The sequence below is a fragment of the Streptomyces lothianensis genome, from assembly GCF_047779955.1.
Classification (GTDB): domain Bacteria; phylum Actinomycetota; class Actinomycetes; order Streptomycetales; family Streptomycetaceae; genus Streptomyces.
In genome coordinates this window covers 1-14,402 of the sequence record NZ_JBLMKT010000076.1, presented here as the reverse complement: position 1 = coordinate 14,402, position 14,402 = coordinate 1, and the positions used below count along the sequence as shown (strand labels likewise).

Here is a 14,402-nt window from a genome sequence, read left to right as displayed (position 1 = left end):
CGGCGTCCTCCACGCCTCGACCCCGAAACCGGCAAGGCCGACCGGAAGATCCCCGTCGGGGACGCATGGCAGGAGCCGCCGGACTGGCAGCAGCCCCGGCCCACCCTGTGTTGCCGCGGACGAACAGGGTCCCCGTGCTGCGCAGGCAGCCTTCGCGAGGGCGGTGGGGCCGTGGGGTGTTCAGGCCGCCTGGCCGGGCAGCCACAGGTCGGGGCCGAAGACCTCGTAGCGGATGCGCCGGGCGGGCACTCCGGCGCCCAGCAGCTGTGCGCGGACGTCCCGCATGAAGGGAAGCGGGCCGCACAGGAACACCGTGACGTTCTCGGGCAGTTCCATGCCGCGGAGGTTCATCCGGCCCTCGCGGGCGTGGGGTTCCTGCGATCCGGGCCGCTCGTACCAGAAGACCGCACGGGCGCCCGGCAGTCGCCCGACCAGTTCGGTGGTCTCGGTGCGCAGGGCGTGGTCGGCGGGGGAGCGATCGGCGTGCAGAACCAGCACCGGCCGGGTGGAGGCGAGGGCGGTGAGGTGGGCCAGGATGCCGGTCATGGGGGTGTTGCCGATTCCGGCGGAGACCAGGACGACCGGGGTGGTGGCGTCGGCCGGGTCGTCGAGGACGACCTCGCCGAACGGCACGGAGAGCGTCAGCTCGTCTCCGGCGCGGACGTGGCGGTGCAGCAGGCTGGAGACCTCGCCGTCCGGGGCGTCGGCCGTGGCAGGGATCCGCTTGACGGTGATCCTTCGCAGGTCCTCGCCCGGGTCGGAGGAGAGGCTGTACTGGCGCAGCTGGTGCATCCCGTCGGGCATGCGCAGACGGACGCTGACGTACTGGCCCGCCCGGGCCCGGGGCGCGGGGGCGCCGTCGGCGGGCCTGAGGAGGAAGGACACCACGTCGTCGGTTTCGGTGCGGCGCTCGACGACCGTCCACTGCCGCCAGATCCGGCCGGGCCCGACGCCCGCGTCCTGGTAGAGGCGGGCCTCCCTGCCGATGAGGGCTCCGGCCATCAGCCAGTACACCTCGTCCCAGGCGGCCGCCACCTGAGGGGTGACCGCCTCGCCGAGTACCTCGGCCATCGCACCGAACAGGTACTTGTGCACGATCGTGTACTGGTCGTCGGTGACCCCGACCGCGGCGTGCCTGTGCGCGATCCGGTCCAGCAGGACATCCGGGCGCTTGTCCGGGTGGTCGAGCAGGATGGTCGCGAACGCGGCGATCGAGCCGGCCAGGGCGCGGCGCTGGGCCCCGCTGGCCTGGTTGCCGCGGTTGAACATCCCGTCGAGCAGCTCCCGCCGGTCGCGGAACATCGCGCCGTAGAAGCGGGTCGTGATCTCGTCGAGTGCTCCGCCTACGGCAGGCAGCGTGGAACGGACCACGGCGGCGGACTCTGCGGACAGCATGAAGCCTCCCTGACAGGGCTGATGAGGGGGTGCGAGGACCCCTGAGGGGGAGAGCCGTACCGGAAGCGGGGCGGCCGTTTCCTGTGTATCAGTCACCGGGCCGCGCTCCGGGGCCGTTTCGCGGCGCTGGGCGAAGAGGGGCTCATCGGCCCTGCCGACTCGGGCGCATCGGCCCAACGGAGTGCCGGAAAGCAGGGCCGAACGGCGCCGCGGCGTGGTGCGGGGACGCCGCTGAGACCGATGGGGGCCGGTCGGCCCCGGACGAGGGACCTGCGGTACCTGCACCCGCGGCCTCCCCCGCCACCACTCTGGCAGCGCAACCCCGACACAGGAGGTGGACAGCATGTTCCGCAACGTCACCGTGGGCTTCGACGGCTCCAAGGAAAGCCGCGCGGCTGCCGAGTGGGCGGCCCGGGAGGCGAAGCTGCGCGGCCTGCCGCTGCGGCTGGTGCACGTCTGGGAGGCCGTTCCGGACCCCATCGCGCAGGCCTCGCAGCTCGGCGCCGGGAAGCTGCGGCACTGGGGCGAACGGATTCCGCGCGAGGCCGCTGAGGGCCTGCGCCGGCGCCATTCCGGCCTGCGGGTGGAGATCGAACCGATTCCCGGCAGGCCGATGGACGCGTTGCCCGAGGCGGCCAAGGACACCGAACTCCTGGTCCTCGGCTCGCGTGGGCTGAGCGGGATCGGCGGGTACCTCGTCGGGTCCGTGGGCGCGGCGGTGATCAGGCACACCTACACCCCCGTCGTGCTGGTGAGGGCCGGGGAACAGTCAACCGACGAGCACGAGATGGACCCTGCCGGCATTCCGTCCGCCTCGACCCCGTACCGGCCCGTGGTGCTCGGGCTCGACACCGCCGATCCCGACGACACGGTGATCGCCTTCGCCTTCGAGGAGGCCGCCCTGCGCGGCACCGCCCTGCGGGTCGTGCACGGCTGGAAGCTCCCGCCCTACTTCGCCTACGGCCTGCCCGCCGACGTCGAGCTCAACGCCGAACTCGGCCGGCAGGAAGCCGCCGCTCTCACCGCACTGCTGCGGCCCTGGCGGCAGAAGTACCCGGATGTCGAAGTCGTCGAGGAGTGCCCGTCCGGCAGCCCGGCCGACCACCTCATCGACGCCTCCCGGGAGACTTCCCTGGTTGTCGTCGGACGTCGAGTCCGCCGCAGCCCGTTCGGCGTCCACATCGGCCCCGTCACGCAGGCGGTACTGCACCACGCGGCCACCCCCGTGGCCGTTGTCGCGCACGACTGACAGCCAGCTCGGTGCGAGTGGAGATCCCGGACGCAGTGGGCCGAACGCAGTGGACCCACCGCAGTGGACCCACCGCAGTGGACCCACCGCTCCCACTGCCCCTTTGGTGCCGACGCGGGCCACGTGGGGACCGACGCCACCGCCGCGCTCCGCGGATAGCCCGGTTGGCCCTGTCGGGTGCCCGGCGGGGTGCGGGAGGGTGAGGGGCAGTACGGACCCGCTTGCACCACCGACTGCCCCGACCCGGAAGGGAACCCCCGATGTCCGTCGACACACGGCCGGCGTCCGCCCCGCTCGCCGAGGACGAACTCCGTGCGCTGGATGCCCACTGGCGCGCCGCGAACTACCTGTCCGTCGGTCAGATCTACCTCATGGCGAACCCTCTGCTGACCGAGCCGCTGCGTCCCGAGCACGTCAAGCCGCGGCTGCTCGGCCACTGGGGCACCTCGCCCGGGCTGAACCTGGTCCACACCCATCTCAACCGGCTGATCAAGGCACGCCGCCAGGACGCCCTGTGCATCTGGGGGCCGGGGCACGGCGGCCCCGCGGTCCTCGCCAACTCCTGGCTGGAGGGCACCTACAGCGAGACCTACCCCGACGTCACCCGGGACGCGGCCGGCATGGAGAGGCTGTTTCGGCAGTTCTCCTTCCCCGGTGGCGTGCCCAGCCACGTGGCCCCGGAGACACCCGGCTCGATCCACGAGGGAGGCGAGCTCGGCTACGCCCTCTCGCATGCCTACGGAGCCGCCCTCGACAATCCGGACCTGCTCGTCGCCTGCGTGGTCGGTGACGGCGAGGCGGAGACCGGGCCGCTGGCCGCCTCGTGGCACTCCAACAAGTTCCTCGACCCCGTCCACGACGGCGCCGTCCTGCCGATCCTCCACCTCAACGGCTACAAGATCGCCAACCCGACCGTGCTGTCCCGCCTGCCCGAATCCGAACTCGACGCCCTGCTGCGGGGATACGGCCACATCCCGATCCACGTCAGCGGCGACGACCCGATGACGGTGCACCGGGCGATGGCTGCCGCGATGGACGACGCCCTGGACCGCATCGCGCTCCTCCAGCGCAAAGCGCGCGAAGACGGCGTGTCCGAACGGCCGCACTGGCCGGTGATCGTGCTACGCACACCGAAGGGCTGGACCGGCCCGGCCGAGGTCGACGGACTGCCGGTGGAGGGCACCTGGCGCTCCCACCAGGTGCCGCTGGCTGCCGTACGGGACAACCCGCAGCATCTGCGGCAGCTGGAGGCATGGCTTCGCTCGTACCGGCCGGAAGAGCTCTTCGACGCGCAGGGCAGCCCCCGCGAGCATGTGCTGTCCTGCGTGCCGGACGGCTCCCGGCGTCTGGGTGCCACCCCGCACGCCAACGGCGGCCTGCTGCTGCGCGAACTGCCGCTGCCCCCACTGGAACGCTACGCCGTGCCCGTCGACAAGCCCGGCGCGACCCTGCACGAACCCACCCGCGTCCTCGGTGATCTGCTGGAGCACGTCATGCACGCCACCGGCGAGCGGCGTGACTTCCGGCTCGTGGGACCGGACGAGACCGCTTCCAACCGGCTGCAGGCCGTCTTCGACGCCAGCGGCAAGGCGTGGCAGGCACAGGTCCTGCCCGTCGACGAGCACCTGGACCGGCACGGCCGGGTGATGGAGATCCTGTCCGAACACACCTGCCAGGGCTGGCTGGAGGGATATCTGCTCACCGGCCGACACGGGCTGTTCTCCTGTTACGAGGCGTTCGTCCACATCGTCGACTCCATGGTCAACCAGCACATCAAGTGGCTGCGCGTCACCCGCCGCCTGCCCTGGCGCGCTCCCATCGCCTCCCTCAACTACCTGCTCACCTCGCATGTATGGCGCCAGGACCACAACGGCTTCTCCCATCAGGACCCGGGCTTCGTCGACCACGTCCTCAACAAGAGCCCGGAAGCGGTACGGGTCTACCTGCCGCCGGACGCCAACACGCTGCTGTCGGTTGCCGATCACGCGCTGCGCAGCAAGGACTACGTGAACGTGATCGTGGCGGGCAAGCAGCCCCGCTTCGACTGGCTGCCGATGGAACAGGCGAAGGCGCACTGCGCCCGTGGCGCGGGGATCTGGGAGTGGGCGGGGACGGAGAACGGACGGGAGCCGGACGTCGTGCTGGCCTGTGCGGGCGACGTACCCACCGAGGAGGTGCTGGCCGCCGCGCAGCTGCTGCGCCACCACCTGCCCGATCTTGCCGTCCGCGTCGTCAACGTCGTCGACATCGCCCGGCTGCTGCCCAGCGAGGAACACCCGCACGGCATGAGCGACTTCGAGTACGACGGCCTGTTCACCACCGACCGGCCGGTGATCTTCGCGTACCACGGCTACCCGTGGCTCATCCACCGCCTGGCCTACCGCCGCACCGGCCACAGGAACCTCCATGTGCGCGGCTACAAGGAGGTCGGGACGACGACCACGCCGTTCGACATGGTCGTCGGCAACGACATGGACCGCTACCGGCTGGTCATGGACGTCATCGACCGTGTGCCCGGCCTGGCAGTACGTGCCGCGGCGGTGCGCCAGCGCATGGAGGAGGCCCGGCTGCGCCACCACGAGTGGATCCGTGTGCACGGCATCGACCTGCCGGAAGTCGCTGACTGGTCGTGGGACGGCTGAACCTGACGCCAACAGGCCCCGGGCAGCGGGATGTTCGACCCGCTGTCCGGGGCCTGTCGTCCTGCTGTTCGGGCCCGGCCCCTGCCCGGCTCGTCTGCGCCGTCGCCCTCCGGGCCCCTGGGCCCCTGGGCCCGACAGCCCAGCCACGCGAGGGGGGGGACAGCCGGCCTCGGTTGCGCCGACAGGGCCTCCCCGCCGCGAAAGAGTGCCGGTCGGCTCCGGCCCTGGCGCCATCCGGCCCATACACACGGGGGCGCGGCCGCGGGAGTGTGGCGGTGAGAGCAGTGGCGTACTGGCGTACTGGATGTAGGAGGCATGATGAGCGGTGTGGTGGTAGTCGGTGTGGACGGCTCGGCGTCGAGTCTCGCCGCGGTCGAGGTCGCGGCACGGGAGGCGAGGGTGCGCGGGGCCGGGCTGCGGGTGGTGCACGCGTTCATCTGGCCCGCGCTGCACGTGCGCCTGGGCCCGTCACCGGCGGGCCCGCCCGAGGGCGGACTCCGGAACCTGGCCGACCGCCTCGTGGCCGAGGCGGTCGAGCGGGCGCGCGCCGAGGCACCGGAGGTCGAGGTCAGCCATGCCGTGGTGACCGGAGAGGCTCTGACGGTGCTGGAGGCGCAGTCGCGTGCAGCCGAGCTGGTGGTGGTCGGGTCGCGTGGCATGGGCGGGTTCGTCGGGATGCTGGTCGGGTCGACGGCCGTCCATCTGGTGGCACACGGCCGGTGTCCGGTGCTTGTCGTGCGGGAGGAGCCGAGTCCGGAGGGCCCGATCGTCCTCGGCGTCGATGGCTCGGCGGCGGGCGGGCCGGCGGTGGACTTCGCGTTCGCAGAGGCCGACTTGCGCAAGGCGCCGCTGGTGGCGCTGCACGCGTGGACCACGTGGAACGCGCCGTTGCCCGCGCCGAAGGACTCCTCGATGCCGTACGCGAACCCGCCGGGCGTCCTCGCCGGGGAGGAGGAGCGCCTGCTGTCGGAGGCGCTCGCCGGTCACCAGGAGCGGTACCCGGCTGTGGTGGTGGAGCACCGGGTGGTGCACGGCGGGACGCGGCAGGCGTTGATCGAGGCCAGCCGGTCCGCCCAGTTGCTGGTGACCGGCGCCCGGGGCCGGGGTGGCTTCGCCGGCCTGCTGCTCGGCTCGGTCAGCCAGGCCGTGCTGCATCACGCCCACTGCCCGGTCGCGGTGGTCCGCGGCAAGGAGTGAACGTGCCCGAGCCGCAGTCGACGGGCGGGACTCACCCTGCCTGAGCAGTTGTCCTGGGCCGCACACCACGCCCTGCCCGTACCGGTGTTCCCGCAGCCGGACGAAATGGGCCGGTCGGCCCTGGCCGTTGGCCCGGAAGTCGCGCAGGATCCATGTCAGGCCAAGGACCGGTCCCGCCCCGTGAGGCGGTTCGCGGTTTCCGGGACAGACGACACAGGACAGGAGCCGTCGATGGCGGACACTGAGCGATTCGGCAGCGACAACCCGATCCGGGTCTTCCTCATGGACGACCATGAGGTGGTACGGCGTGGTGTGCGCGACCTGCTGAACGACGAGCCGGACATCACCGTCGTCGGCGAGGCGGGCACGGCGGAGCAGGCCCTGGTGCGGGCTCCCGCGCTGCGCTCGCAGGTGGCCGTGCTCGATGTGCGGCTGCCCGACGGCGACGGAGTGACCGTCTGCCGCGAGCTGCGCTCACGCATGCCGGAACTGTCCTGTCTGATGCTGACCTCGTTCGACGACGAGGAGGCCCTGCTCGACTCGATCATGGCCGGCGCCTCCGGATACGTGCTGAAGCAGATCCAGGGCACGGACCTGGTCTCGGCCGTCCGCACGGTGGCCGCCGGCCAGTCGCTGCTCGACCCCAGCGCCACCGCCAGGCTGATGACCCGGCTGCGTCAGGCCCAGGAGCCGGACCCCGAGCCCGATGCCCTGCCGGGGCTGACCGGGCGGGAGCGGGAGATCCTGGACCTGATCGGTGAGGGCCTGACCAACCGCCAGATCGGTGAGCGCCTCTACCTTGCCGAGAAGACGGTCAAGAACCACATCTCCCGGCTGCTGGCCAAGCTGGGCGTGGAACGGCGCATCCAGGCCGCCGTCATCGCCACGCAGGCCCAGGACCGGCGGAAGCAGGAAGGCAACTGAACCTCCGCCGACACCTCCGCGGCTTGCCCGGCGCCGAAGGCCCCCCGGTTTGCCCTGGCCGGACCGCGTCCGACCGCACCCCGGCCGCCCGGCCGGCAGCACATCAGACGCGGGTCTACCGGGTCGACCGGGAGGCCAACGCACATCGCGTGCGCATGGGCAGCAACGGCTCCGGCAGGACCGGACCCAGCGGCCTGTGCCGGCTGGCGGGCGCACAGCATGCCGAGTCCGGCGACCATGGCGGCTCCGCCCACCGAGCCCGCCCAGACGGCCGTGGTGTGGTACGTGTGCTCGCCGATGCCGATGCCGATGCCGATGCCGATGCCGATGGCCTCGGCCCAGGAGCCGGGGATGGCGAGTCGCACGGCGTGTCCGGCGATCACCAGGAAGGCGCAGATGTGGAACAGGGGGCTGCCCCAGCGCAGCCAGCGGTGTTCGAGGAGCTGGGTGGTGCGGGAGGTCCAGCCGAACTGGTCCTGCCGGTACCGCCAGACGTGGCCGGCCACGAACACGGCGAAGCAGCCGTAGGGGACGGCGACCCACAGGAGGAGATCGGCGCCGCTCACCGAGGCGGTGGCCGAGGGGGAGAGCGCGGTGTTCATCGGGGGCCTTCCGTACGGCTGCCCGGGGTGGGCTTGACTCGGGTGGGCGGGGCCTGCATGGGCGGCACGAAAGCGCCCGGCGGCGCGAACTCCCCGTCCCCGTAGGCCCGTAGGGGTGGAGGCCGACCTCCTCGTCGGGCGGGCCCTCGGCGACGAGCTGGTCCTGGCGCGCGGTCGGCCTCGGTGGACGGCGGCAGGAGGGCGAGCAGCGCCGCCAGGACATGCCGGTAGGGGAAGCCGGAGTCGGTCAGCGCGCGGTTGATCAGCGCCAGCCCGCGCCGGTGCCGGCCTCGTCGGCCTTCCAGTCCCGTACGACACCGCCGGGCTGGGCGAGTTCGTCGGGGGTGTCGTGCAGCGGCGGAACCGCGAGGACGTCGGTCCCCGGCAGATGGCCACCGGTTCCCCGGTCGGCCGGAAAACAGGGCCGAAGCGGAACCGGATCAGGGACGTTGGTCCCTACTGCCAGCCGCGGCATGGGGCCGGTAGGTGCGGGGCGTTGCATGCTGCCCGGGCGGCGGAGGGGCATCGGGCGCGGGCTCCGGGACGCCCCGCACGGTCACTACGGGCTGCGCCTCACCGCGGGCCGGGCGTTCCCGTGAGTTCACGACCGGTGACCATCTCGGACTCGATCCGAACGAACACGGTGTCCCGCAGGGGCATCCAGGATGTGGGGCCGGACTGCGACAGGCGCTCGTGCTCGGCGGGGTCGGTCACCACGGCGGCCCGCCCTGTGACGACCACGCTCCAGCCGGACCGGGTCGCCGCATCGAACTTGTCCGCCGAGAAAGCCACCACGACGCCGTCGATGGCGCGTACGAGGTCCGAGTCCGGTGAGGTACACAGCAGGACGGAGTCATCCGTGTCCAGGGAGAAGTTGAGGGGGAGGACCGCGGGCAGCGCCTGTCTGGTGTAGACCACACGGCCGACCGGCACCTTGGTGAGCAGACGCAGGCATTCCTGCCGGTCGAGTGCGCGAAAGGCGTTGTTCTGCAACATCAGCCCATCGTCCCTGGCGGCTGCCGGGTGGGGGTAGGGCCGACCGGCCCTGGCCCCACCCGGCCGGAAGCCGTCGTGCGGTCGTTTATTCCGCGGGGTTGTGCGGGCAACCCGGCACCGGGGCCGTGGGAACGGAGACCGGGTCCGAACCCGGGCCCGTCCGGCCCGCGGCAGGGACCGATGGCCATGCCGCGGGCGGGTCGGGCTGCGGGCAGTGGTGACGGGATGCCGTAGGGCGGGCTGAGAACCACCGGCGCACAGGGGGGGGAGAGACCGCCGTGTGCGACAGTCCCGGCCCGGGTCGGGGACTTGCCCGGCCGGATCGCCGTGCCGGCGGGCGAGCCCCACCACATCGAGGCGGTCCTCTCCGACGTTCACCGGCCCCGGTCGCGGTACCCAGGAGGACCCGGCACCCCCGGGAAACCTCAGCTCATCTGCGACGGTCGTGCCTGTGGAGGCAGGGGCACCGTCCATGCCGCGATGGTGCCGGTGGGCTCGTTCGGGGTGAGAGTGAAGCTCCCGCCGAGGCCGGTGGCGCGCTCGCGGAGGTTGTCCAGGCCGCTGCGGCGGGTGACCGCCGGGTCGAAACCCCTGCCGTTGTCGGCGACACGCAGGCGTAGCCTCGAGCCGTCCGTCTCGGCGGTGACCTCGACGGCGGTGGCATGCGCGTGCCGGGCCGCGTTCGCGAGGGTCTCACGCAGCACCGCCAGCAACTGTTCGGCATGGCTGAGAGGGACGTCCGTGTCCAGCAGGCCGGTCATGCGCAGGGCCGGAGTGAATCCGAGTACGGTGGCGGCCTGGTCGGTCTCGGCCAGGATGTTGCCACGCAGTCCGCCGCCGCTGTCGGCACGGTCACTTTCGCGCAGTGCGTAGATCGTGCCTCGCACGGTCTTGATGGTGTCGTCCAGGTCGTCGACGACCCGCCGCACCCGCTCGGCCACCTGCGGCCGGTCGGAAAGGCGTCCCAGTACCGAGTTCAGCGTCAGCCCGGAGGCGAACAGCCGCTGGATGGCCAGATCGTGCAGATCGCGGGCGATGCGGTCGCGGTCACTCAACACCAGCAGATGTTCGGCCTCACGCCGATGCTCGGCGATCTCCAGAGCCAGCGCGGCCTGATCGGCGAACCCACTGACCATGGTCATGGTGGCCTCGGTGAACTCCGCGCCGCCCGCCATGTTCGCGACCTGCAGCACACCGCGCACGTGCTCGGCCCCGCCCAGGGGAAGCAGGAAGCCGGGCCCCAGGTCGATGCGTGCCGCCGGACCGCCCCCGGCCTGCTGCTCCTGAGACAGGGCACTGCCCGAGACCTGCCGGTTGGAGCGGTAGACCTCTGCGGCCGGCGTGGCCGCAGGCAGGATCAGCCCGTGCAGCTGCTCGGCGCCCTCGCCCTCGGCGGCCTCGATCACCAGCTCGTCACCGCCGTCGAACGGCACCGCCAGCGTCACCAGATCGGCGCCGGAAAGGGCCCGGACCGTGACCGTGATCTGGTGCAGGACCTGACTCGTGTCGGTGCCCGACAGCATGCTGCGCGTGAGTTCGCTGCTCGCCGCCAGCCACTGCTCGCGGCGCCGGGTGTCCTCGTACAGGCGGGCGTTGTCGATCGCGACGCCGGCCGCGGCCGCGAGGGTGCGCAGGACCGCTTCGTCATCGTCGTCGAACTCTCCGCCGCCGCGCTTGTCGGTCAGGTAGAGGTTGCCGAAGACCTGGTCGCGCACGCGTACCGGTGCACCCAGGAACGTCGTCATCGGCGGATGCCCCGCCGGGAAGCCGACGGAGTCGGGATGCCGACCCAGGTCGGCCAGGCGCAGCGGCTCCGGCTCCTTGATCAGCAACCCCAGGATGCCCTGGCCCTCGGGATAGTGGCCGATCGTCTTGATCGTGCCCTCGTCCATGCCGACCGTGATGAACTGCCGGATCTTGCCCTCGTCACCGAGCACGCCCAGCGCCCCGTACTGGGCGTCCACCAGGGTGACCGCGGACTCGGTGATCCGGCGCAGCACGACGTCGAGATCCAGGTCGGTGCCGATGGAGAGGACGGCGTCCAGCAGGGTGTGTACCCGGTCCCGGGTCGCGCGGACCTGCTCCACCTGAGCCTGCAGGCCGTCCAGCAGCTCATCCAGCCGCAACTGAGGCCTCGCCGGAACGCCCCTTTGCCCTTGCGCCGGGCTCTCCGCTTGCCCTTGTTCCGGACTCTCCGCCATCCCCGCTCCCTCCGGATAGACGCCATTCCCTCATGCCCGAATGGCCCTGCCCCGCTCGGACGTACTTGCTCATGCGGCCGCCGTGGCAACAAAGATCCTAGGCTCTCTGCCCCGCACCGACGCTGCATACGGCTTGCCACCTGCACTCACCGGCCCGCCTCGCTGCGTCGCCGCCCATGCGGGCGCCTCGGCGGCCCGGCGACAGTCTTATGAACCATCGTGCGGAGTTTTATGGACCATCGTGCGGAGTCTTGTGGGCCCTCGTACGGAGTGCGAGCACCTGGTCCGCAACCGGCCCTTGGGCAGGGACCTGCCCGGGCTTGAGGCCGTGGCCTCCGTGAGCGGCGGTGTGCGGGTGGCGCGCCGGGCAGCAGTCCAGTGGAGTGAAAAGAGTGGTTATCGCGTTGTCGTGACGCGTAGTGAGTCCGGCGCCGCCGCACAGTTGACGGGTAGTCATATCCCCTCGTGGTCGGAAGTGCCGTGATCCTCATCACCCACCGGTACCGCCGCGCGGCCATCGCCGCGGTGGCCGTCTTGCTCGCCGCCCTCGCGGCGCTCGCATTCGTCCCGTACGGCGGCGCTGCGCACGCCGACACCCGGATGAGCGTCCGCCTCGACCCGGCCACCACGCCGGTGCCCTCGGGCGACCACGTCACGTACAACGGGTTCATCCAGTGCTCCATCCCCGGCGGCTGCCAGGACGTGACCGTCACCTTCACACCCCCGCCAGGCGCCTCCGGCAAAGGCGTGGTGTCCCAGCCCTACCCACCCGGCGTCACGGACGTGACCGCGCACGACGACGGCAGCGTCACCGTCACCTACAGCTCCATCGACAGCGGCCAGAGCTCCCAGCTCACCGTCAGCTGGCCCACCGAGGACTATTGGACGCCACCGGGCGGGCAGACCGCACAGATGTCCGCGACCGCCGCCAACGGCGACGGCACCCCCAGCACCGATGACGCCGAGGTCGAGGTCACCGCCGAGCCGAACCCCGCGATCCGCAAGGAAGGCCCCACGACCGCACGGCCCGGCGAGACCCTCACCTACAAGGTCACCGCCACCAACGACCCCCGCAACGCCAACCGCCCGCGCGGCAACCTCGCCCTGGAGAACGCCGTCCTCAGCGACGTACTCCCCGAAGGTGTCGAACTGGTCGAAGCCACGCCCACCGGCTACACATACGACCCTGAGACCCGCACCATCAGCTGGCCCGTCGACACCGACACCGACCGCCCGGGCGACCAGCTGGCACAGGTGACCGAGTACCCCTACGGAGTGGTCCACGAGATCACCGTGCGGGTGAGCGACGACGCCGAGGACGGCGCCACCCTCACCGACACCGCCACCATCACGGGCGACCCCCACGGCCCGGACACCGAGAAGATCACCAAGACCGACGAGCTGGACACCGTCATCGGCACCGGCAGCGGCGAGGTGTCCGGCACCCTCGACAAGTCCGTCGACACCCCGCTCGCCGCCGACGGGCAGCGTGTGTCGTACGCGCTGCGCTTCGCCAACACCGGCACCGACACAGCCGAAGCCCGCCTCAGCGACACGCTGCCCGACGGATTCGACGCCCGGACGCTCAGCCTGTCCACCGCGTCAGGCGGTGCCTACGGCGGCGACTGGACCGTGACGGTGACCCGCCGCGACGGCACCACCGAAACCCTCACACCCACCGGGCAGACCATCGCCCTGGAGGACCTCGGCGACCTGACAGCCGTCCGCGTCGACATCCCCGAGCTGCCCGCGCGCGCCAGCCTCATCGTCCAGATCTCCGGCCGCGCCGACGCCTCCGGACTCCCCGACGGCAGCGACAGCGGCGACGTCGACAACTGCGCGCGGCTGGACCTCACCGGCGCCGGCGGCACCGCCGACGAGGAATCCTGCACCAGCTTCCACATCGAGCCCGAGGTGTCCCAGCCCGATCTGCGCAAGTCCACCGACCCCACCCCGGTCGGTCCCGGAGGCACCCACCTCTGGACCGTCACTCTCACCAACGACCGTTACCAGACCGGCTCCTCGCCGCTGCGCCCCCGCTACGTCGACCTGGTGCCCGGTCAGCTCGCCTACATCGAGGGCTCCTGGACCCTGGCCGACGACCAGCCCGACCACTGCCCCGCCGGGGACCGCTTCACCGAGACCGTCACCGAGGCCCCCGACGGCCGCACCCGCGTCGAACTCACCGCCGAACCGGGCGCGGAGATTCCCGCGAACAATTCCTCCTGCGTCTACGAGTTCCGTACGACGGTCGAACCCGGCGCCGACAGCGGCACCTACGGCGGTACGCCCGCCGACGCCGACTACGCCGGCAACCGCGCCGGACTCTACGACGCCGAGCGCCCCGTCAACACCCGTACGACCGACGGCCACGACATCGACGGGGACGGCGACACCGGCGAGAACGTCGCCGAAGCCACCGACGACTTCGCCATCGCCGAGTCCTCTGCGCTGTTCGTCACCAAGGAGGTCAAGGGCGACCAGGACGACGCCTTCAAGGACTCGGCGGAAGTACCGGGCCAGGAGGACGAGACCGGCCGGTCCACCGTCGGCGGCACCGTCGAATACCGCACCGTGCTCGGCAACATGGGCAACACCGACCTCACCAACGTCGTCGCCTACGACCTGCTGCCCGCGCCCGGAACCCCTGGCGTGACCAGCGGCCGGTACGAAGACGACGTCACCAGCCAGTGGCGCCCCACGCTCACCGGGCCCATCGAATCGGGCTCCGCACCGGTGACCATCACCTACTCCACCGAGGCCGACCCGTGCCGCCCCGAGATGGACAACAGCCCCGACAAGAGCGCCCCCTTCCAGTGCGACGGCGAACCCGACCCGTCCTTCGTGCCCGCGGACCAGGTCGACGACTGGAGCCGCATCAGTTCCCTTCGCTTCGACTTCGGCGAGCATGTCTTCGAGGCCGGCGAACGCTACACGCTCACCTGGACCATGGCGGTGCCCGACGAGGCCGCGGCGGGCCAGCCGTTCGAGGGAGGGGAGCGCACCTGGAACAAGATCGCGATCACCGGCGACCGTCGCCAGCCAAACGGCTCAACACTGCCGCTGCTCGCAACAGAGGCCCCCTGGGTAGTGGACGAGGTATCCGTCCCCCCGTCCCCGTCCCCGTCCCCGTCCCCGTCGCCGTCGCCGTCGCCTTCGGAGTCGGAGCCGACCGAGCCCCCGTCGCCGTCGCCTT

General features: G+C 71.6%; 9 protein-coding genes and 1 pseudogene. 5 read left to right on the top strand and 5 right to left on the bottom strand.

What is annotated here, in order from left to right:
- Nucleotides 1-180: 180 nt before the first annotated feature.
- Complete coding sequence (locus tag ACLF6P_RS27280; protein WP_415953866.1) at nt 181-1,395, bottom strand: globin domain-containing protein; 1,215 nt, start codon at nt 1,393-1,395, stop codon at nt 181-183.
- Nucleotides 1,396-1,738: 343 nt separating this feature from the next.
- On the opposite strand from ACLF6P_RS27280, the gene ACLF6P_RS27275 reads away from it, so the two are divergent.
- From ACLF6P_RS27275 to ACLF6P_RS27260, 4 genes are all read left to right on the top strand, one after another.
- Nucleotides 1,739-2,644 carry a universal stress protein gene (locus tag ACLF6P_RS27275; RefSeq protein WP_415953864.1) on the top strand — a complete coding sequence of 302 codons (906 nt, stop codon included), beginning with the start codon at nt 1,739-1,741 and terminating at the stop codon, nt 2,642-2,644.
- 260 nt (nt 2,645-2,904) lie between these two features.
- Entirely contained in the window at nt 2,905-5,286 is a 2,382-nt protein-coding gene (locus ACLF6P_RS27270; RefSeq protein WP_415953863.1) for a phosphoketolase family protein, read from the top strand.
- Nucleotides 5,287-5,604: 318 nt separating this feature from the next.
- Entirely contained in the window at nt 5,605-6,483 is an 879-nt protein-coding gene (locus ACLF6P_RS27265) for a universal stress protein (RefSeq protein WP_415953861.1), read from the top strand.
- Nucleotides 6,484-6,714: 231 nt separating this feature from the next.
- Nucleotides 6,715-7,407: a response regulator gene (locus ACLF6P_RS27260; RefSeq protein ID WP_415953859.1), complete on the top strand. Its 693-nt coding sequence runs from the start codon at nt 6,715-6,717 to the stop codon at nt 7,405-7,407.
- Between the two features lie 203 nt (nt 7,408-7,610).
- Here ACLF6P_RS27260 and ACLF6P_RS27255 read toward each other — a convergent pair.
- From ACLF6P_RS27255 to ACLF6P_RS27240, 4 genes and pseudogenes are all read right to left on the bottom strand, one after another.
- Nucleotides 7,611-8,009 (bottom strand): annotated as a pseudogene (locus ACLF6P_RS27255) (respiratory nitrate reductase subunit gamma); the annotation flags it as partial.
- A gap of 262 nt (nt 8,010-8,271) precedes the next feature.
- Nucleotides 8,272-8,484: a hypothetical protein gene (locus ACLF6P_RS27250; protein WP_415953922.1), complete on the bottom strand. Its 213-nt coding sequence runs from the start codon at nt 8,482-8,484 to the stop codon at nt 8,272-8,274.
- Between the two features lie 98 nt (nt 8,485-8,582).
- Nucleotides 8,583-9,005 (bottom strand): pyridoxamine 5'-phosphate oxidase family protein, encoded by a 423-nt coding sequence (locus ACLF6P_RS27245; RefSeq protein ID WP_415953857.1) that lies wholly within the window; start codon nt 9,003-9,005, stop codon nt 8,583-8,585.
- A 425-nt stretch (nt 9,006-9,430) separates the two neighbouring features.
- On the bottom strand, nt 9,431-11,131 hold the full coding sequence (locus ACLF6P_RS27240; protein ID WP_415953855.1) for a sensor histidine kinase: 1,701 nt from the start codon (nt 11,129-11,131) through the stop codon (nt 9,431-9,433).
- A 555-nt stretch (nt 11,132-11,686) separates the two neighbouring features.
- Between ACLF6P_RS27240 and ACLF6P_RS27235 the strand changes: the two genes are divergently transcribed.
- Nucleotides 11,687-14,402 (top strand): hypothetical protein (locus ACLF6P_RS27235; protein ID WP_415953853.1); only part of this gene is annotated, 2,716 nt, incomplete at its 3' end.